Below are 20,225 nucleotides of genomic sequence, written 5' to 3' on the forward strand. Positions count from 1 at the left end.
CTGCGGGGGCGGGCTCAGGAGGGCGGGGCGAAGCCGGCGCCGGGGGCGGGCTTGTCGAGGGACGGCGTTGCGCGGGCAGGAGCCGTGGGGACAGGGACCGCGGGGGCCACCGGGGCGGGGGTGGGTGGTACGGGTACCGGCATCTGCACGGGTATCGGCCCGGCCGCTCGCAGCTGCTGCTGGGCGCGCTCCCACTCCCGCCGCTGGCGCTCGGTCAGCACCGCGCCCAGGTATGCCGCCGGGTGCAGCCCCGGTGCGACCGGACGGCCGATCCGTGCGGACAGGTCCTCGGCCAGCCGGGCAGTCATCCGGTTCATCACCGACGGGTCCAACTGGCCGATCCGGCCGAGCAGTTGGCGGACGGCGAGCCAGAGTGGCTCCGGCACGGCAGACAGGTCCATCGCGACCAGCTCGTGCCCCATCACCTGCAGCAGGTGCGGGTGCACCGGCGGCAACGGGGCGCCGGAGCCACCCGGGGTGCGCTCGCGGACGACCACCGTCCCGGCGAAGATGTCGCCGAGCCGCTTGCCCTCGGCGTGCACCGCCGAGGTGATCACGGCGGGGGAGCCGGTCAGGGCGATCAGTTCGAAGAAGCCGACCAGCCCGCGCACCAGCGAGTGCCGGAACCGCACCGGGCCGCCGTCGACGCGCACCACGCGCAGGCCGAGCGCGGCCTTGCCGAGGGAGCGTCCGTGGCTGAGGGTCTCCACCATCACCGGGACGGCGACCAGGAAGAACACCATCAGGCCGATCATGGTGGCCGCCAGCGCCGCGCCGTCGACGTCGACCAGGGCGACGCTCAGCAGCAGCGTGAACACCAGCATGGCGGCGAACTCCACGAGCAGGTCGAGCACGATCGCCAGCGCCCGGCTCGGAAGCTTCGCCGTCTGCAGGCCGAGGACGACCGCCTCACCCGTCACCAGGTCGCTCAAGACACCTGTCCGTTCACGCTCTTGGAGCCCGTACGGCTCGCCCATGGAGATCCGGGACCATCGAGAGCGGCAGCGCCGGGGGGAGGGATCCGGTTCGGATCGGCCCCCAGGATCCGCTCTCCGCAGTCTGATCCGCAGCCGCCAACATACGACTCCCGGTGGGCACACGGGAAGTGAGATCCCCGGAGGTCGGGGCGGTGACGGCTGCTGGCATGCTGGGCCGCACGTGTCCGTCCGCACGTGTCCGTCCGTCTGTACGTCTGTCCGTCCGTACCTGCCCGCCCACCCGCGCACGCACGTCCGCGACCACCGCTGATCATGGAGCCGCCGAATGGACCTGGACGTCTTCGTCGCCACCCACCAGGGGGAGTGGGCCCGGCTGGACGCCCTCGCCCGCAGGCGCCGGCTCAACGGAGAAGAGGCGGACGAACTCGTCACCCTCTACCAGCGCGCCACCGGCCATCTCGCCAAGGTCCAGGCCGCGGCTCCGGACCCGGGCCTGCTGAGCCGGCTGACCAGCCTGGTGTCGCGCTCGCGCAGCGCGGTGACCGGCGCCCGGACCAACGGCTGGCAGGACGTCGCCCGCTACTACACGGTGAGCTTCCCGGCCGCGCTGTACCGCGCGCGCCGCTGGTGGCTGCCGGTCGCGATCGTCTCGCTGCTCGCCACCGCGCTGCTCGCGTGGTGGATGGTCAGCCACCCGGAGGTCCGCAACAGCCTCGTCGCCCCCGACCGCCTGCGGGAGCTGACCCGCCCCGGCGGACAGTACGAGGCGTACTACTCGGACCGGCCGGCCAGCTCCTTCGCCGCGCAGGTCTGGACGAACAACGCGTGGATCGCCGTGCAGTGCCTGCTGTTCGGGATCGCGCTCGGCATCCCGGTGCTCTACGTGATGTGGACCAACGTGGTGAACCTCGGCATCGGCGTCGGGCTGATGGCCTCCGCCGGGCGCCTCGACACCTTCCTCGGCCTGCTCATCCCGCACGGCCTGCTGGAGCTGACCGCGGTCTTCGTGGCCGGCGGCTTCGGCCTGCGCCTCGGCTGGACCGTCATCGACCCGGGGCCGCGCACCCGCGCGGTGGCCCTGGCGGAACAGGGCCGCTCGATCATCGGCATGTCCATCGGGCTGACGACGGTGCTGGCGGTCTCCGGCGTCCTCGAAGCCTTCGTGACCCCGTCCGGCCTGCCGACCTGGGCCCGCATCGCCATCGGCGTGTTGGCGGAGGTCGCCTTCCTTCTTTACGCCCTGGTGTTGGGCCGAAAGGCCGCGGAGGGCGGCGAGTTCGGCGATGTGGACGCGGCCGACCAGGCGGACCTGCAGCCCGTCGCGGCCTGAGCCGATGAGATCAACAGCCCTCTGACCTGCTAGTCTTCCCTCATCCCAGCCGAACCATTGACTTGGTGGGGGTGGGCTAGTAGGTTTGAACGGTTGGGACTGACTGGACAACGGTCGGGCCCGGGCGTTAGTGTCTACGGCACCGCCGAAATCGAGGCGAGCGCGTTTCACGAAATGCGTGCCCTCCGACGAAGCAAATCCCGCGAACTGAGCACACCGAAAGCTTTGATAAGCTTCGGAGCGAAGTTTGCAGGAAATCCCCCCAGCGGGAATTCGGAAAAACGAAGCCGGTAAGAACGGCCGAGAAGATCTGATAAGCTGGGAACACGAAAGAACGAAGCCCGGAGGGTCCGCTGGAAGGCGGTCCGAAGGAAGCGTCCGTTCCTTGAGAACTCAACAGCGTGCCAAAAGTCAACGCCAGATATGTTGACATCCCCGGCCTCAGGTTTCCTGGGGTTGGAGATTCCTTTTGAAATAACACTAGCGAGGACGCAGTGCGCGGGATCACCCTATTCCGGTGGTTGCCGTGCCGCTCAACGCGAGTGCCGCCCGATTACGGGTAGACATTCACGGAGAGTTTGATCCTGGCTCAGGACGAACGCTGGCGGCGTGCTTAACACATGCAAGTCGAACGGTGAAGCCCTTCGGGGTGGATCAGTGGCGAACGGGTGAGTAACACGTGGGCAATCTGCCCTGCACTCTGGGACAAGCCCTGGAAACGGGGTCTAATACCGGATATGACCTTCCTCCGCATGGGGGTTGGTGGAAAGCTCCGGCGGTGCAGGATGAGCCCGCGGCCTATCAGCTTGTTGGTGGGGTAATGGCCTACCAAGGCGACGACGGGTAGCCGGCCTGAGAGGGCGACCGGCCACACTGGGACTGAGACACGGCCCAGACTCCTACGGGAGGCAGCAGTGGGGAATATTGCACAATGGGCGCAAGCCTGATGCAGCGACGCCGCGTGAGGGATGACGGCCTTCGGGTTGTAAACCTCTTTCAGCAGGGAAGAAGCGCAAGTGACGGTACCTGCAGAAGAAGCACCGGCTAACTACGTGCCAGCAGCCGCGGTAATACGTAGGGTGCGAGCGTTGTCCGGAATTATTGGGCGTAAAGAGCTCGTAGGCGGCCTGTCGCGTCGGATGTGAAAGCCCGGGGCTTAACCCCGGGTCTGCATTCGATACGGGCAGGCTAGAGTGTGGTAGGGGAGATCGGAATTCCTGGTGTAGCGGTGAAATGCGCAGATATCAGGAGGAACACCGGTGGCGAAGGCGGATCTCTGGGCCATTACTGACGCTGAGGAGCGAAAGCGTGGGGAGCGAACAGGATTAGATACCCTGGTAGTCCACGCCGTAAACGTTGGGAACTAGGTGTTGGCGACATTCCACGTCGTCGGTGCCGCAGCTAACGCATTAAGTTCCCCGCCTGGGGAGTACGGCCGCAAGGCTAAAACTCAAAGGAATTGACGGGGGCCCGCACAAGCAGCGGAGCATGTGGCTTAATTCGACGCAACGCGAAGAACCTTACCAAGGCTTGACATATATCGGAAACGGCTAGAGATAGTCGCCCCCTTGTGGTCGGTATACAGGTGGTGCATGGTTGTCGTCAGCTCGTGTCGTGAGATGTTGGGTTAAGTCCCGCAACGAGCGCAACCCTTGTTCTGTGTTGCCAGCATGCCTTTCGGGGTGATGGGGACTCACAGGAGACTGCCGGGGTCAACTCGGAGGAAGGTGGGGACGACGTCAAATCATCATGCCCCTTATGTCTTGGGCTGCACACGTGCTACAATGGTCGGTACAAAGGGCTGCGATGCCGTGAGGCGGAGCGAATCCCAAAAAGCCGGCCTCAGTTCGGATTGGGGTCTGCAACTCGACCCCATGAAGTTGGAGTTGCTAGTAATCGCAGATCAGCATGCTGCGGTGAATACGTTCCCGGGCCTTGTACACACCGCCCGTCACGTCACGAAAGTCGGTAACACCCGAAGCCGGTGGCCTAACCCGTAAGGGGAGGAGCCGTCGAAGGTGGGACCAGCGATTGGGACGAAGTCGTAACAAGGTAGCCGTACCGGAAGGTGCGGCTGGATCACCTCCTTTCTAAGGAGCACATAGCAGCTTCGGGCGAATGTCCCGGAGTGCTCGCTCATGGGTGGAACGTTGACTATTCGGCACAGGAAGAGATCGGACTGCTAGTACTGCTTCGGCGTGGAACGCTTCCGGGATTGACTGTGTCGGGCACGTTGTTGGGTCCTGAGGGAACGGGTAACCGTTGTCTCAGTGGTTGCCGGCCTCACTTGAGGCAGCCCGGTTCGGGTTGTTGAGGGTGTGTGACTGGTCGTTGTTTGAGAACTGCACAGTGGACGCGAGCATCTGTGGCCAAGTTTTTAAGGGCGCACGGTGGATGCCTTGGCACCAGGAACCGATGAAGGACGTGGGAGGCCACGATAGTCCCCGGGGAGCCGTCAACCAGGCTTTGATCCGGGGGTTTCCGAATGGGGAAACCCGGCAGTCGTCATGGGCTGTCACCCGCTGCTGAACACATAGGCAGTGTGGAGGGAACGCGGGGAAGTGAAACATCTCAGTACCCGCAGGAAGAGAAAACAACCGTGATTCCGGGAGTAGTGGCGAGCGAAACTGGATGAGGCTAAACCGTTTTGGTGTGAGACCCGGCAGGGGTTGCCATTGCGGGGTTGTGGGAATGAGCTTCAGTCGTCTGCCGGCGGCTGGGCGAGTCAGAAACCGTATGGGTAGTCGAAGGACATGCGAAAGGTCCGGCGTAGAGGGTAAGACCCCCGTAGACGAAATCTGTACGGCTTGCTTGCTCATCTCCCAAGTAGCACGGGGCCCGAGAAATCCCGTGTGAATCTGGCGGGACCACCCGCTAAGCCTAAATATTCCCTGGTGACCGATAGCGGATAGTACCGTGAGGGAATGGTGAAAAGTACCGCGGGAGCGGAGTGAAATAGTACCTGAAACCGTGTGCCTACAAGCCGTGGGAGCGTCGTTCATCAGCTTGCTGGTGGGCCGTGACTGCGTGCCTTTTGAAGAATGAGCCTGCGAGTTTGCGGTGTGTAGCGAGGTTAACCCGTGTGGGGTAGCCGTAGCGAAAGCGAGTCCGAATAGGGCGACCCAGTTGCATGCCCAAGACCCGAAGCGGAGTGATCTAGCCATGGGCAGGTTGAAGCGCGGGTAAGACCGTGTGGAGGACCGAACCCACCAGGGTTGAAAACCTGGGGGATGACCTGTGGTTAGGGGTGAAAGGCCAATCAAACTCCGTGATAGCTGGTTCTCCCCGAAATGCATTTAGGTGCAGCGTCACGTGTTTCTTGCCGGAGGTAGAGCACTGGATAGGCGATGGGCCTTACCGGGTTACTGACCTTAGCCAAACTCCGAATGCCGGTAAGTGAGAGCGTGGCAGTGAGACTGTGGGGGATAAGCTCCATGGTCGAGAGGGAAACAGCCCAGAACACCGACTAAGGTCCCTAAGCGTGTGCTAAGTGGGAAAGGATGTGGAGTCGCAGAGACAACCAGGAGGTTGGCTTAGAAGCAGCCACCCTTGAAAGAGTGCGTAATAGCTCACTGGTCAAGTGATTCCGCGCCGACAATGTAGCGGGGCTCAAGCACATCACCGAAGTCGTGTCATTGCAGCAATACTCCCAACGGAGGCTGTGATGGGTAGGGGAGCGTCGTGTGCCGGGTGAAGCGGCGGTGGAAACCAGTCGTGGACGGTATACGAGTGAGAATGCAGGCATGAGTAGCGATACAAGAGTGGGAAACTCTTGCGCCGATTGACCAAGGGTTCCTGGGTCAAGCTGATCTGCCCAGGGTAAGTCGGGACCTAAGGCGAGGCCGACAGGCGTAGTCGATGGACAACGGGTTGATATTCCCGTACCCGCTTTGAAGCGCCAACGCTGAACCTCTTGATGCTAAGCCCGTGAAGCCGGCCCGGAGTCTTCGGACAATGGGACGTGGTGGAGCCGGTGACCCAACGGGGTAGTAGGTGAGCGATGGGGTGACGCAGGAAGGTAGTCCAGCCCGGGCGGTGGTTGTCCCGGGGTAAGGGTGTAGGACGAACGGTAGGCAAATCCGCCGTTCACATAGTCTGAGACCTGATGCCGAGCCGATTGTGGTGAAGTGGATGATCCTATGCTGTCGAGAAAAGCCTCTAGCGAGTTTCATGGCGGCCCGTACCCCAAACCGACTCAGGTGGTCAGGTAGAGAATACCGAGGCGTTCGGGTGAACTATGGTTAAGGAACTCGGCAAAATGCCCCCGTAACTTCGGGAGAAGGGGGGCCATTCCTGGTGACGGGCCTTGCGCCTTGAGCTGGGGGTGGCCGCAGAGACCAGCGAGAAGCGACTGTTTACTAAAAACACAGGTCCGTGCGAAGCCGTAAGGCGATGTATACGGACTGACGCCTGCCCGGTGCTGGAACGTTAAGGGGACCGGTTAGCTCCATTTCGGTGGGGCGAAGCTGAGAACTTAAGCGCCAGTAAACGGCGGTGGTAACTATAACCATCCTAAGGTAGCGAAATTCCTTGTCGGGTAAGTTCCGACCTGCACGAATGGCGTAACGACTTCTCGACTGTCTCAACCATAGGCCCGGTGAAATTGCATTACGAGTAAAGATGCTCGTTTCGCGCAGCAGGACGGAAAGACCCCGGGACCTTTACTATAGCTTGATATTGGTGTTCGGTTCGGCTTGTGTAGGATAGGTGGGAGACTTTGAAGCGGCAACGCCAGTTGTTGTGGAGTCGTCGTTGAAATACCACTCTGGTCGTGCTGGATGTCTAACCTGGGTCCGTGATCCGGATCAGGGACAGTGTCTGGTGGGTAGTTTAACTGGGGCGGTTGCCTCCTAAAGGGTAACGGAGGCGCCCAAAGGTTCCCTCAGCCTGGTTGGCAATCAGGTGTTGAGTGTAAGTGCACAAGGGAGCTTGACTGTGAGACTGACGGGTCGAGCAGGTACGAAAGTAGGGACTAGTGATCCGGCGGTGGCTTGTGGAAGCGCCGTCGCTCAACGGATAAAAGGTACCCCGGGGATAACAGGCTGATCTTCCCCAAGAGTCCATATCGACGGGATGGTTTGGCACCTCGATGTCGGCTCGTCGCATCCTGGGGCTGGAGTAGGTCCCAAGGGTTGGGCTGTTCGCCCATTAAAGCGGTACGCGAGCTGGGTTTAGAACGTCGTGAGACAGTTCGGTCCCTATCCGCTGTGCGCGTAGGAGTGTTGAGAAGGGCTGTCCCTAGTACGAGAGGACCGGGACGGACGAACCTCTGGTGTGCCAGTTGTCCTGCCAAGGGCATGGCTGGTTGGCTACGTTCGGGAGGGATAACCGCTGAAAGCATCTAAGCGGGAAGCCTGCTTCGAGATGAGCACTCCCACCTCCTTGAGAGGGTAAGGCTCCCAGTAGACGACTGGGTTGATAGGCCGGATATGGAAGCCCTGTGAGGGGTGGAGTTGACCGGTACTAATAGGCCGAGGGCTTGTCCTCAGTTGCTCGCGTCCACTGTGTTGTTCTGAAACAACGACCGCCCTGCCGGCGGGTCGGACAGTTTCATAGTGTTTCGGTGGTCATAGCGTGAGGGAAACGCCCGGTTACATTCCGAACCCGGAAGCTAAGCCTCACAGCGCCGATGGTACTGCAGGGGGGACCCTGTGGGAGAGTAGGACGCCGCCGAACAATTCTTCTGAAGAACCCCCATCCGGATCCCGGATGGGGGTTCTTCGCATTTCGGGGCCGTATGTCCAGGTCGAAGTCTTCCAAAAAATCTTGGTCGATGGGTGTCGAGAACCCGTGGCCGGCTCCGTCCCCGGGGTGGAACGCGGCCACAATGGGTCGCACCAGCATCGAGGGAGAAGCACGATGGCCAAGTACCTGCTGCTCAAGCACTACCGAGGCGCCCCGGACGCGGTCAACTGCGTGCCGATGGACCAGTGGACGCCGGAGGAGATCTCCGCGCACATCCGCTACATGCAGGACTTCGCGGCCCGACTGGAGAAGACCGGCGAGTTCGTCGACGCCCAGGCGCTGGCCCCCGAGGGGATGTGGGTGCGTTACGACGGCGAGGGACGTCCGCCGGTCACCGACGGTCCGTTCGCCGAGACCAAGGACCTGATCGCCGGCTGGATGGTGATCGACGTCGACAGTCGCGAGCGCGCCCTTGAGCTGGCCGGGGAGTTGTCGGCCGCTCCCGGGGCGGGCGGGAAGCCGATCCACGAGTGGCTGGAGGTGCGTCCGTTCCTGGCCGCGCCGCCCACCATCACGGAGTGAGCTCCCCGATGAACGAGGCTCTTCTCCGGAGCCTCACACCGGGCGTGCTCGGGATCCTCGTCCGCCGCGGAGCAGACTTCGCGGCGGCCGAGGACGCCGTACAGGACGCTCTGGTGGAGGCGGTTCGCGTTTGGCCGGCCGACCCTCCGCGGGACGCGAAGGGCTGGCTGGTCACCGTGGCGTGGCGCAAGTTCCTCGACGCGGCCAGGGCGGACACCGCCCGCCGTCGGCGTGAGGAGGTCGTCGACCAGGAACCGGTGACGGGGCCCGCGGTCGGGGTGGACGACACCCTCCAGCTCTACTTCCTGTGTGCCCACCCGTCGTTGACCCCGTCGTCGGCGGTCGCGCTCACCCTGCGGGCGGTGGGAGGGCTGACCACCCGCCAGATCGCCGAGGCGTACCTGGTCCCCGAGGCGACCATGGCCCAGCGGATCAGCCGGGCCAAGCGCACCGTCTCCGGTGTGCGGTTCGACCAGCCGGGCGACATCGCGACCGTGCTGCGCGTCCTCTACCTGGTCTTCAACGAGGGGTACTCCGGGGACGTCGACCTCGCCGCCGAGGCCATCCGGCTCACCCGGCAGCTGGCGGCCGTGATCGACCACCCCGAGGTGGCGGGGCTACTCGCGCTCATGCTGCTGCACCACGCCCGACGGGCGGGCAGGACCGCTGTCGACGGCAGCCTGGTGCCGCTCGCCGAGCAGGATCGCAGGACGTGGGACACCGGGCTGATCGCCGAGGGCGTCGAGATCCTGCAGGCTGCCCTCGCCCGGGACCGGCTGGGCGAGTTCCAGGCCCAGGCCGCGATCGCGGCGCTGCACGCCGACGCTCCGACGGCCGAGGAGACGGACTGGGTGCAGATCGCCGAGTGGTACGACGAACTCGTGCGCCTGACCGGCAGTCCGGTCGTCCGACTGAACCGCGCGGTGGCCGTCGGGGAGGCGGACGGGCCGCGCGCCGGGCTGGCGGCGCTCGCCGAAGTGGACGAGGCGCTGCCCCGTCGTACCGCGGTGGCGGCGTACCTGCACGAGCGTGACGGCGACCCGGAGACGGCGGCGCGGCTGTATTCCGAGGCGGCGCACCGGGCGCCCAACCTCGCCGAGCGCGACTATCTGACGCGTCAGGCGGCCCGGCTCAACGCCGAGTTGAAGGCCCGTCGGCGGTTCTGACGGTTGGCGGCGCCGAGGGGCGCGCCCGGTCAGAGGCGGCCGGCTGCCTTCAGGGCGAGGTAGGTGTCGGCCAGGGCCGGCGCGATCTGCGCGGGCGGGGCGTCGAGAACGGTGACGCCGTGGCGGGTGAGGCGCTCAGCGGTGGCGCGGCGGTCGGCGCGGGTCTGCTCGGCGGCTGCGGCGCCGTAGACGGCGTCCAGGGTGCCGCGGCCGGCGGCGAGGGCGTCCAGCCGCGGGTCCGCGACGGAGGCGAGGACGACCTCGTGGCGCTTGGTGAGCAGCGGCAGCAGCGGGCGCAGGCCGTCCTCGACGGGTGCGGCGTCGAGGCCGGTGAGCAGGACGATCAGCGAGCGGTGCGGCGCCATCCTGAGGGCCGTGGAGACCAGCGAGCGCATGTCGGTCTCGTGCAGCGCGGGCTCCAGGTCGGCCATCGCGTCGGTGAAGGCGGGCAGTACCTCGTGGGCCGAGCAGCCGGCCACGGCGGTGCGCTGGCGGGCGTCGTGGGCGAGCAGGTCGACGCGGTCGCCGGCCCGGGTGGCCAGGGCGGTCAGCAGCAGGGCGGCGTCGAGGGAGGCGTCCAGGCGGGGGGCGTCACCGACGCGGCCGGCCGAGGTGCGGCCGGTGTCGAGGACGAGGAGGATGTGCCGGTCGCGTTCGGGGCGCCAGGTACGGATGGCCACGGTGTTGCGGCGGGCGCTGGCGCGCCAGTCGATGGAGCGGACGTCGTCACCGGGCAGGTACTCGCGCAGCGAGTCGAACTCGGTGCCCTGCCCGCGGGTCAACACCGAGGTGCGGCCGTCGAGTTCGCGCAGTCGGGCGAGCCGGGAGGGCAGGTGCTTGCGGCTGGCGAACGGGGGCAGCGCGCGGACCGTCCACGGGACCAGGTGGGAGCCCTGGCGGGCGGCCAGGCCGAGCGGGCCGAGCGAACGGACCGTCACCCGGTGGGACCGGTGGTCGCCGCGGCGGGTCGGGGTGAGCACGGTGACCGCCCGGCGTCGTTCGCCGCCGGGGACGGCCAGGGTGTGCCGGGAGGCGGCCTCGGCGGTGCCGGGGCGCCAGGCGGACGGGGCCCAGGCGTCACGGATGAGCGCCCGGAGGGGCCGCCCGGACGGGTTGGTGACGGTGAGTTCGACGGTGGCGGGCTCGCCGAGCCGGACGGTGGTGTCACCACCCCGCCCGAAGCGCAGGCTTCGGACGGGAGCGGCGAGCGCCAGGTCGACCGCAGCGGCGAGCAGGACCGCGCCGGTGACCAGCAGGATCCCGGCCGCCGACGGCAGCAGCAGGCCCACGACGAGCGCGCCGATTGCGGCGAGCAGGGCGGTTCGCCCGGTGAGGGCCATGCGGTGCGCTCCTTCGGAGGCTCGTCGACCGGAACGGATGAGGGGCCGACGGACGGTGGGTCAGCGGGGGGCGGGCGTCTGGGCCAGGACGGCCTGGATGACGGAGTCGGCGGTGACGCCCTCCATCTCGGCCTCGGCGCGCAGCGCGACCCGGTGCCGCAGGGTGGGCAGGGCGAGCGCCTTGACGTCGTCCGGGGTGACGTAGTCGCGGCCGGCCAGCCAGGCCCAGGCGCGCGAGGCGGCGAGCAGGGCGGTGGCACCGCGCGGGGAGACGCCGATGGACAGCGACGGGGACTGCCGGGTGGCCCGGCAGAGGTCGACGATGTACGCGAGCACCTCGGGGGAGACGGTCAGCTTGGCGATCTGCGCGCGGGCGGCGGCGAGGTGCTCGGGCCCGGCGACCGGGCGGACGCCGGCCGCGGCGAGGTCGCGGGGGTCGAAGCCGGCGGCGTGCCGGGAGAGGACCTGGAACTCCTGGTCGCGGTCGGGCAGCGGCAGGATCAGCTTGAGCAGGAAGCGGTCCAGCTGGGCCTCGGGCAGCGGGTAGGTGCCCTCGTACTCGACCGGGTTCTGCGTCGCGGCGACCAGGAACGGCACGGGCAGGGCGCGCGGCTCGCCGTCCACCGTGACCTGGTGCTCCTCCATGGCCTCCAGGAGGGCGGCCTGGGTCTTCGGCGGGGTGCGGTTGATCTCGTCCGCGAGCAGCAGGTTGGTGAAGACCGGGCCGGGCTGGAAGGAGAACTCGGCGGTGCGGGCGTCGTAGACGAGCGAGCCGGTGACGTCACCGGGCATCAGGTCGGGAGTGAACTGGATGCGCTTGGTCTCCAGGCTGAGCGCGGTGGAGAGGGTGCGGATCAGCAGGGTCTTGGCGACGCCGGGGACGCCCTCCAGCAGGACGTGGCCGCCGCAGAGGAGTGCGACCACCAGGCCGGTGACGGCGGCGTCCTGGCCGACCACGGCCTTGCCGATCTCGGCGCGCAGGGCGGTCAGCGCCGCCCGCGGGTCGGTGGTGCCGGGGGTAGCGGGTGCCGTGCCGGGGACGGAGCGGAGCTGGGCGGTTGCCTGGTCGGTCACGGGTTCCGTACCTGCCTTTCGAGGGCGTCGAGGTCGTCGGCGAGCCGCAGCAGCGCGGCGTCGTCGGTCGGGGGCGGGCCGTACAGCAGGGCCCGGACGTCCCCTGCGGGCTGTTCGGGGAGGCGGGCGGCCGCGGCCGCGCACAGGGCTTCGGGGTCGGGCGCGCCGGCCCTGAGCGGGACGCCGAGGGCGGGGGCGAGCCGGTGGGCGGCGGCGCGGCGCAGGGCTTCGGCGGCCCGGCCGCGGGCCTTGGCGCGCCGGTAGAGGCGGGCGCGGCCCTCGGTGGTCTCGGAGGCGCGGACCACCACGGGCAGGTCCTCGCCCACCACCGGGCCGAGCCGGCGGCCCCGCCAGAGGGCGGCGAGGACGGCGGCGACGGCGAGTTGGTAGCCGGCCCAGTGCCAGCCGCTCGGGATGAAGTCGGTGAAGGTCTTGGGACGGACGGCCTCGGCGAGCGGGGCGGAGTAGTCGGGCAGGTGCCAGGTGAGGCGGGGCTGCGAGCCGAGCAGGCCGAGCGCGAGCGCGGCGTCGCCGTCCTGGGCGAGCTGCTCGTTCCGGAGGAAGGCGCCGCTGCCGAGCACGATGACGTCGCCGTCGCCGACGGGGGTGCGGACCAGGGGGTAGCCGTGGCCGCGCGGGTAGCAGCCGTCGCCGCGGCTGCCGCTGGTGTAGAGCGTGCCGCCCAGGTGGGCGCTGCCGGCCCGGACGGCCTCGGCGACGGCGCAGTCCGCCGGAGTGCTGCGGACGGTGGCGTACGGCAGGCCGCCGTCGTCCTCGGACAGCCGGATGCCGGGGGCCAGCGCGCTGAGGGCGTCCGGGCCGGGGGCGATCAGGATCAGCCGCCGGTGCCGGGCGGCCACGACGGCGCGCAGCTGGGCGGGGCCGAGCAGGTCGGGCTCGGGCAGCACGAGGGTGTCGGGGGCGGCCGGGCTCCGGGCCGGGTCGGTGGTGAACTCGGCCTTGACGCCCTGCTTTTCGAGCAGGGCGACGACGGCGTGGGCCCCGTCGCGGTCGTAGGAGCGGGGGTCGAGCGGCGGGTAGGTGTGGTCCTGGCCGAGGGCGGCCACGGCGGTGGCGGCGACCAGGAGGGCGGCGAGGAAGGCCAGGTACCAGCGGGCGCGGCGCCACAAGCCGCGGCCGGTGGGGGCGAGGCTGGTCGGGCCGGCGGCGGAGGAGGGCGCCTCGGCCACGGGCGGTGGTACGGGGACGGTGCTGGTCATGCCGCTCCTCCCGAAGCCGGACCGGAGGCAGGGCCGGACGCCGAACCGGAGGCGGGACCGGCCCCGGGAGCCGGAGCCGGAGCCGAAGTCGGGGCCGCGGCGAGGACCGGGCGGGTCCGCTCCAGCGTCCGGTCGAGCTCGTGCAGCAGCCGGTACGAGGCCTCGTCCGCGGTGCGCTCGCCGAACGCGATGTCGTCGAAGGTACGGGCGGCCGCGGACAGCGCGGCGGCGTGCCCGGGCAGCGCCCGGCCGGCCTCGGCGGCGGCCTCGTCGGCGGTGCGGCCGGGGCGGGAGTCGAGCAGGGTGCGCTCCTCCAGGCCCCGGATCAGGGCGCGCATCTGCTCGCGGACGGCCTCGGCCCAGCGCCCGGCGGCGGCGTGCCCGGTGGCGTCGGCCCGGTACTGCGCGGCGCTGCGCACGCCGTCGGTCCCGTACACGTCCAGGGTGGTGCGGGCCGCGCGTGCGGGTGCGCCGAGGCGCCACCAGAGGGCGGCGCCGATCAGCACCGCGACGACCAGGAAGAGCACCAGGCCGGTGGTGCCGTCGGTGCCCTCGCCGGAGATGCTGCCGAGGGCGTCGGAGATGCGGTCGTAGAACCAGTCCGTGACCCGCTGCACGATCGACGGGTCGTGCTTGTGGTACTCGGCGTTGAGCAGCTCGTCGCGGGCGGCGTCGCGCGCCGGATCACGCGGGACGGTGACCGGGGCGCCGCCCGCGGCGAGGAGCCTGTCCCCCCAGGTAGGCATCCGGTTCAGCGCCTCGCCGGGGTCTGGTCGCTCTGTTCGCCCCAGCCGGCGTCACCGTACTCGGGCAGGCCGGCGGCGCGGGCCAGCTCGATGTCCAGGGCCTCGCGGCGGATCCGCTGGTCGACGTAGACCAGCACGCCGACGGCGGCCATGAAGGGGGTGGTCAGGGTGCCGGCGATGATCCCGGCGATCGCCATGACGACCACCATTGCGGCGGTCTGCTGGGTCGTGTCGGCGAAGCCCTGGCGGTTCAGGCTGTCGAAGCCCAGCAGCAGGCCGACGAAGCGGAACGGGACCGCGATGACCACGGCGACGACCACCGACAGCAGCTTGCCCAGCAGCACGATGCCGAAGACCCGCCACCAGGAACCGCGCACCAGGCGCCGGGAGCGCGACAGGGCCGTCGTCACGCCTTGCTTCTCCAGCATCAGGGCGGGGGCGGCCAGGCTGTAGCGGATCCACAGCCAGGCGGCGACCGGCAGGGTCAGCAGGCCGACGAGGAACAGCAGCCCCGCGGTCGCGGGCTCGTTGGCGCCGCCGAAGCGGTAGCCGACGAGCGGGGCGAAGCCGAGCAGGGCCACCCCGGGGCCCATCAGGACGGTGAGCACGGTGAGCCCGAGCAGCTGCAGCAGTCGGGGCCGGGCGTCGCGCCAGGCCTCGCCGGCGCTCGCGGACCGGCCGAGCACGGCGCGGCTGACCACGATGGTGAGCAGGGCGGCGGCGAGCACGTCGAGCAGCAGTTGCAGCGGCATGGCGGCCAGCAGCCGCAGGGTCTGGGTGGCGGCGCCGGTCCTGCCCCTGACCAGGAGGTCCACCAGGACGGTCCCGGCCTGGGCGACCACGGCGATGCCGAGGGAGAGCGCCAGCACCGTCCGCCAGTGCCGGCGGACGGTGGTGACGGCACCGTCGAGCAGCTCGCCGATGCCGAGCGGGCGCAGCGGGATGACGCCGGGCCTGGGGCTCTGCGGGGCGCCCCAGCCGTACGGGCGGTGGCCGCCGGGGGGCTGCTGCCCCCACTGGGGCTTGCCGTGCTGGGACTGTCCGTACTGGCCGTCCCAGCCGGGAGTGGTCTGCGGTGGTGCCGACGGCCCGGGCACGGCGGCGGGCGCGTCGGCCGGGGGCCGGACGCCGTCGCGGGGCTGCTCGGACGAGCCGGGCGAGGCCCAGCCCGGAGTGTCGGTCATCACTGCTCCTCGGAGGGGCGGCATGGGCGCGGCTCCGGGCGGATCTTCCGCCCGCGCGCAGCGCCCATCGTGCCATGGGGCAGGAGGAGGCCCCATGGCGATCCGGTCGTTGATCGACAACGCGGGGTCACGGAGGGTCGGGCGGCGGCTTCCGGACGGTTCGGCGGCGCTTCGGCGGGGTTCATTCGCCCGGTATGGCCGGAATTGAGCGGTGGAGGGAGTTGGCCGTTCTGGAGCATTGGCACTGCTGTGCGGCAGGTCACAATCCGGTAATGAGAGGATGGACGCATGAAGGGACGCGTCCTCGTCGTTGATGACGACTCCGCACTGGCCGAGATGCTCGGCATCGTGCTGCGTGGTGAGGGTTTTGAGCCGTTTTTCGTCGCGGATGGGGACAAGGCACTAGCCGCCTTCCGGGAGACCAAGCCGGACCTGGTCCTGCTCGACCTGATGCTGCCCGGGCGGGACGGCATCGACGTGTGTCGGCAGATCCGGGCGGAGTCCGGCATCCCGATCGTCATGCTGACCGCGAAGACCGACACGGTCGACGTCGTGGTGGGCCTGGAGTCGGGTGCGGACGACTACGTCACCAAGCCGTTCAAGCCCAAGGAGCTGGTGGCCCGGGTGCGCGCCCGGCTGCGCCGCGCCGAGGAGCCGACGCCCGAGCAGCTGACCATCGGCGACCTGGTGATCGACGTGGCCGGCCACTCGGTGAAGCGGGACGGCCGGGGCATCCCGCTGACCCCGCTGGAGTTCGACCTGCTGGTCGCGCTGGCCCGCAAGCCCTGGCAGGTGTTCACCCGCGAGGTGCTGCTGGAGCAGGTCTGGGGCTACCGGCACGCGGCGGACACCCGTCTGGTCAACGTCCACGTGCAGCGTCTCCGCTCCAAGATCGAGAAGGACCCGGAGCGCCCCGAGATCGTGGTGACCGTCCGCGGCGTCGGCTACAAGGCCGGACCCAGCTGACGTGACGGAGCGGGCTGACGACACCCCGTCGGGTTCCTCGACCGACGGGGCCGGGGCCGTGCGCGGGGACGTGCTGAGTTCGACCACCCGCCGTCGGCGCGTGTCCTCCGGCCTGGTCGCGCTGGTGAAGCGTCAGCTGCGCCGCCCCACGCACCGGGTGGCCACGCTGTACCGCCGGTCGATCCAGCTGCGCGTGGTCGCGGTGTCGCTGCTGGCGTCCGTCGTGGTGGTCCTGGTGCTGGGCGTGGTCGTGGTGGCGCAGGTGCGCACCGGCCTGCTCGGCACCAAGATGGACGGCGCCCGCGCCCAGGCCAGGATCGGTTTCCAGGTCGAGCAGAAGAAGATCGACGAGGCCCGGGACCAGAAGCTGCGCGGCACGGCCGACCCGACCGTCGACGAGCCCGGCACCTGGCTGCTGCGGCAGGTCAACGACCTGGCCGGGAGCGGGCAGACCGTCTACTCGGTGATCGCGATGGCCCCCGGCACCGGCGCCGTCGTCCCGGACACCGCCGGCTTCGCGCCGCGCTACTCCGGCGACATCCAGCCCAGCAGCATCCCGGACACCCTGCGGGCCAAGCTCATCGCCGAGCCCGGCCAGATGTTCGACCAGCCCACCCGGATCCACCGTTCGCCCGAGAGCGGCGGGAAGTCCGAGCCCGGGCTGGCCCTCGGCATGCAGTTCATCGGCCCGGCCGGGAACAGCTACCAGATGTTCTACGTGTTCTCCTTCGGCCAGGAGACCGACACCCTCAACCTGATCACCGGCACCCTGGCGACCGCCGGCGTGTTCGTGGTGATCCTGATGGGCGGCATCGCCTGGGTCGTGGTGCGCCAGGTGGTCACCCCGGTCCGGATGGCCGCCGGGATCTCCGAGCGGCTCGCCGACGGGCACCTGGAAGAGCGGATGAAGGTGACCGGGACGGACGACATCGCCCGCCTCGGGGAGTCGTTCAACCGGATGGCCAACGCCCTGCAGGCGCAGATCCGCCAGCTGGAGGAGCTGTCCCGGGTGCAGCGGCGCTTCGTCTCGGACGTCTCGCACGAGCTGCGCACCCCGCTGACCACGGTCCGGATGGCCGCCGACCTGATCTACGACAGCCGCGAGGACCTGGACCCGATGGCGGCCCGCTCGGCGGAGCTGCTGCAGGGCCAGCTGGACCGCTTCGAGTCGCTGCTCGCCGACCTGCTGGAGATCAGCCGCTTCGACGCCGGCGCCGCGATCCTGGACGCCGAGCCGGTCGACCTGCGGGAGATCGTCGGCCGGGTGGTGGAGGCCGCCGAGCCGCTGGCCGAGGCCAAGGGCAGCGCGATCGTGATCCGCGGTGACGGCGAGCCGGTGCTGGCCGAGGTGGACTCCCGCCGGATCGAGCGCATCCTGCGCAACCTGGTGGTCAACGCGCTGGAGCACGGCGAGGGCCGCGACGTGGTGGTCCGGCTGGGCTCGGCGGACGGCGCGGTCGCGGTCGGCGTGCGCGACTACGGCATCGGCCTCAAGCCGGGCGAGGCGTCCCGGGTGTTCCACCGCTTCTGGCGGGCCGACCCGTCCCGGGTGCGGACCACCGGCGGCACCGGCCTGGGCCTGTCCATCGCGGTCGAGGACGCCCACCTGCACGGCGGCTGGCTCCAGGCCTGGGGCGAGCCCGGCGGCGGCTCGCACTTCCGGCTCACCCTGCCGCGCACCCGCGGCGGCGAGATCTCCCGGGCGCCGTTCCGGCTGGAACCGGAGGACTCCCGCAACAACCGCGGCCTGGGCACGTACGGCACGCCGTACCGGCGGGCGATCAGCCCGACCGGCTCGACGGCGCTGACCGCCGCCGAGGACCAGGCGGAGACGCCGGAGGCGGCGGGCAGCGGCCTCGGCAGCGGGCTCGGCGGGGTGCTGAACATCGGCCCCGGCCTCGGTCGCAACCGGATGCCCGTGGGGCCGCGTTCGGACCCCTCGGACGTGCGGACGGCGGGGGCCGGTTACGCGGTGACCGGTGCCCAGGTCATGGTGGACCCGACGCCCGGACGGCCGTCGGTGGCGCAGCGGACGGCGGAGCCGGACGTGACGGGTGGGACGGACCTGGAGGGGTCGCAGCGTGCGAAGGACCAGCAACAGGACTGAACCGCGGCTGCTCGCGGTGGCCGGCACGCTGCTGGGCGCGCTGGTGGCGAGCGGCTGCGCGGCCATGCCCGACTCCGGCGGCATCACCAAGGTGGAGCTGTCGCAGGGCTCGGCGGACAAGAACCTGCAGGCCAGGATCTACCCGGTGGCGCCCGGCAAGGGCGCCAAGCCGCGCGAGCTGCTGACCGGGTTCCTGGACGCGGTGACGGCTGACGAGGGGTACGAGACCGCGCGCAAGTACCTGACCGAGACGGCCGCCGCGGGCTGGAAGCCGGAGGCCGGGATCCAGGTGCTCTCGTCCACGACCATCCTGCCCGGCCCGGAGATCACCGACGCGGACACCGTGGTCTCGACGACGGTGCGCGGGCAGCTGGTCGCCAACGTCGACGAGAAGCACTCGTACCAACTGGTGGCCGGGCAGGCCAACAACGTCTCGTCCGAGTTCACCTTCGTCCGGGAGAAGGGCGGCGAGTGGCGGATCGACAAGCTGCCGTCCGGCGTGATCATGAACGAGACCAACTTCCGGAACAGCTTCCGGCAGGTGGAACGATTCTTCTACACCGCGCCCGACCCGTCCGGGGTGGTCTCCGGCAGCGCCGGCCAGGAGGTGCTGGTCGCCGACCCGATCTACCTGCGACGCCGGATAGACCCGCTGACCTCAGCCGCCCGCGCGCTCGTCGACGGGCCGTCGACCTGGCTCTCGCCGGTGGTCCGGACGGCCTTCCCGAGCGGCGCCAAGGTCGACAAGGTGACCATCGACGACAGCCGGGTCGCCCACGTCCAGCTCGGCGGGGCGGACGTCAGCGAGCCGATGGCCTGCCGCCGGATGGCGAGCCAGCTCTTCTACACCCTCGCCGACCAGGGCAAGGGCCAGGTCGAGCGGCTGGAGCTGAAGGGACTGCGCGGGGCCTGCACCGCCAGCCGCACCGACGTGCCGGCCACCGGCCCCGGCGCCCTGGCCGGGCCCACGCCCGCGACGCAGTACTACCAGCGCGCCGACGGCTCCCTGGTGGCGACCGACGAGGGGCGCCCCGGCGACCCGGTCCGCGGCATCCTCGGCAAGCCCCAGTCCAACAGCAAGCCGCCACTGGGCACCATCGCGGTCAGCCGGGACGGCTCCCAGGCCGCCGCGATCAGCGACGACGGCCACCAGGTCTACTCGGTGCCGCTGTCGGGCGGCGCGGTGACCCTGGGCGACCCGGTGCTCACCTCCCCGGCGAAGCCCGGCGACAAGGAGGACGGCTTCGCCTCGCCCAGCTGGGACGGCCACGGCGACCTCTGGGTGGTCGACCGCAACCAGCAGGGCCAGCGGGTGGTCATGGTGCGCGGCAACAAGACGTACACCGTGCCGGTCGAGGGGCTGACCGGACAGACCGTGCAGGCGCTGAAGATCTCCTCGGACGGCGTCCGGGTCGCCCTGGTGGTCAAGACCCCGGGCCTGGCCATCCGCTCGCTGATGTTCGGCCTGGTGGTCCACGGCGGCACCCCGCAGGCCCCGACCGTCAAGATCACCGGGCTGCGCCGGGCGGCCCCCACGCTCACCGACGTCGCCTCGGTGTCCTGGGGGGAGACCGACCAACTGCTGGTGCTCGGCAAGGAGGCCGACCGGACCCAGCAGCTCTACTTCATCAGCACCGACGGCTCGCAGAGCACGGACACCCAGCTGCAGAGCGCCGAGAGCATGACCACCGTCGCGGCTTCCGAGTCCCGGGGGGACAGCCTGACCCAGGCGCCGCCGGTGCTCGCGATGGCGGAGGTCAAGCAGCCGGACGGCAAGCCCAGCGAGTTCAAGGCCTACCGCCTGGTCAACAACCAGTGGCGGGAAGCTCCGTTGATCGACAAGCCGCGGCTGTTCTTCTACGCGGGCTGACGGACCGTTTCGGGGCG

Annotated in this window: 12 protein-coding genes and 3 rRNA genes; 9 read left to right on the forward strand and 6 right to left on the reverse strand. The window is 69.4% G+C overall.

The window, feature by feature from the left end:
* Positions 1-14: 14 nt before the first annotated feature.
* Positions 15-932 (reverse strand): RDD family protein, encoded by a 918-nt coding sequence (locus BX285_RS10020; RefSeq protein ID WP_183107041.1) that lies wholly within the window; start codon positions 930-932, stop codon positions 15-17.
* Between the two features lie 331 nt (positions 933-1,263).
* Between BX285_RS10020 and BX285_RS10025 the strand changes: the two genes are divergently transcribed.
* The 6 genes from BX285_RS10025 (at position 1,264) to BX285_RS10055 (ending at position 9,701) form a co-directional block, all read left to right on the forward strand.
* Positions 1,264-2,268, forward strand: coding sequence for a stage II sporulation protein M (locus BX285_RS10025; RefSeq protein WP_121174941.1), 1,005 nt, complete (start codon positions 1,264-1,266; stop codon positions 2,266-2,268).
* 566 nt (positions 2,269-2,834) lie between these two features.
* Positions 2,835-4,358 (forward strand): 16S ribosomal RNA (locus BX285_RS10035).
* 277 nt (positions 4,359-4,635) lie between these two features.
* Positions 4,636-7,755, forward strand: a 23S ribosomal RNA gene (locus BX285_RS10040).
* Positions 7,756-7,827: 72 nt separating this feature from the next.
* Positions 7,828-7,944 (forward strand): 5S ribosomal RNA (rrf, locus tag BX285_RS10045).
* Together the 16S, 23S and 5S rRNA genes form the textbook arrangement of a ribosomal RNA operon.
* A gap of 183 nt (positions 7,945-8,127) precedes the next feature.
* Complete coding sequence (locus BX285_RS10050) at positions 8,128-8,535, forward strand: YciI family protein (RefSeq protein ID WP_097237668.1); 408 nt, start codon at positions 8,128-8,130, stop codon at positions 8,533-8,535.
* An 8-nt stretch (positions 8,536-8,543) separates the two neighbouring features.
* Positions 8,544-9,701, forward strand: a complete 1,158-nt coding sequence (locus BX285_RS10055) for an RNA polymerase sigma factor (protein WP_121174943.1) — start codon at positions 8,544-8,546, stop codon at positions 9,699-9,701.
* 29 nt (positions 9,702-9,730) lie between these two features.
* Here BX285_RS10055 and BX285_RS10060 read toward each other — a convergent pair whose 3' ends face one another.
* From BX285_RS10060 to BX285_RS10080, 5 genes are read right to left on the reverse strand one after another with little or no spacing between them, the layout of a single operon-like run.
* On the reverse strand, positions 9,731-11,041 hold the full coding sequence (locus BX285_RS10060; protein ID WP_121174944.1) for a DUF58 domain-containing protein: 1,311 nt from the start codon (positions 11,039-11,041) through the stop codon (positions 9,731-9,733).
* 60 nt (positions 11,042-11,101) lie between these two features.
* A complete protein-coding gene (locus BX285_RS10065; protein ID WP_373560506.1) occupies positions 11,102-12,115 on the reverse strand; it encodes a MoxR family ATPase in 1,014 nt (337 codons plus the stop codon).
* Positions 12,112-13,335, reverse strand: a complete 1,224-nt coding sequence (locus BX285_RS10070) for a DUF4350 domain-containing protein (RefSeq protein WP_097237671.1) — start codon at positions 13,333-13,335, stop codon at positions 12,112-12,114. Before BX285_RS10070 ends, BX285_RS10065 begins: the two co-directional genes overlap by 4 nt.
* Complete coding sequence (locus tag BX285_RS10075) at positions 13,332-14,081, reverse strand: DUF4129 domain-containing protein (protein ID WP_121174945.1); 750 nt, start codon at positions 14,079-14,081, stop codon at positions 13,332-13,334. Before BX285_RS10075 ends, BX285_RS10070 begins: the two co-directional genes overlap by 4 nt.
* Before the next feature lie 5 nt (positions 14,082-14,086).
* The gene (locus BX285_RS10080; RefSeq protein WP_121174946.1) at positions 14,087-15,265 is read right to left on the reverse strand and encodes a glycerophosphoryl diester phosphodiesterase membrane domain-containing protein; all 1,179 of its coding nucleotides are present in this window, start codon (positions 15,263-15,265) and stop codon (positions 14,087-14,089) included.
* 288 nt (positions 15,266-15,553) lie between these two features.
* Between BX285_RS10080 and mtrA the strand changes: the two genes are divergently transcribed.
* The 3 genes from mtrA to BX285_RS10095 are packed head-to-tail and all read left to right on the forward strand — an operon-like array spanning position 15,554 to position 20,208.
* Positions 15,554-16,231, forward strand: a complete 678-nt coding sequence (gene mtrA, locus BX285_RS10085) for an MtrAB system response regulator MtrA (protein ID WP_030061806.1) — start codon at positions 15,554-15,556, stop codon at positions 16,229-16,231.
* Position 16,232: 1 nt separating this feature from the next.
* Positions 16,233-18,338: an MtrAB system histidine kinase MtrB gene (gene mtrB / locus BX285_RS10090; RefSeq protein ID WP_218893104.1), complete on the forward strand. Its 2,106-nt coding sequence runs from the start codon at positions 16,233-16,235 to the stop codon at positions 18,336-18,338.
* Positions 18,313-20,208 carry an LpqB family beta-propeller domain-containing protein gene (locus BX285_RS10095; RefSeq protein ID WP_143685788.1) on the forward strand — a complete coding sequence of 632 codons (1,896 nt, stop codon included), beginning with the start codon at positions 18,313-18,315 and terminating at the stop codon, positions 20,206-20,208. The genes mtrB and BX285_RS10095 overlap by 26 nt, the downstream gene beginning before the upstream one ends.
* Positions 20,209-20,225 lie beyond the last annotated feature (17 nt).

The sequence above is a fragment of the Streptomyces sp. 1114.5 genome (assembly GCF_003635085.1).
GTDB lineage: Bacteria > Actinomycetota > Actinomycetes > Streptomycetales > Streptomycetaceae > Kitasatospora.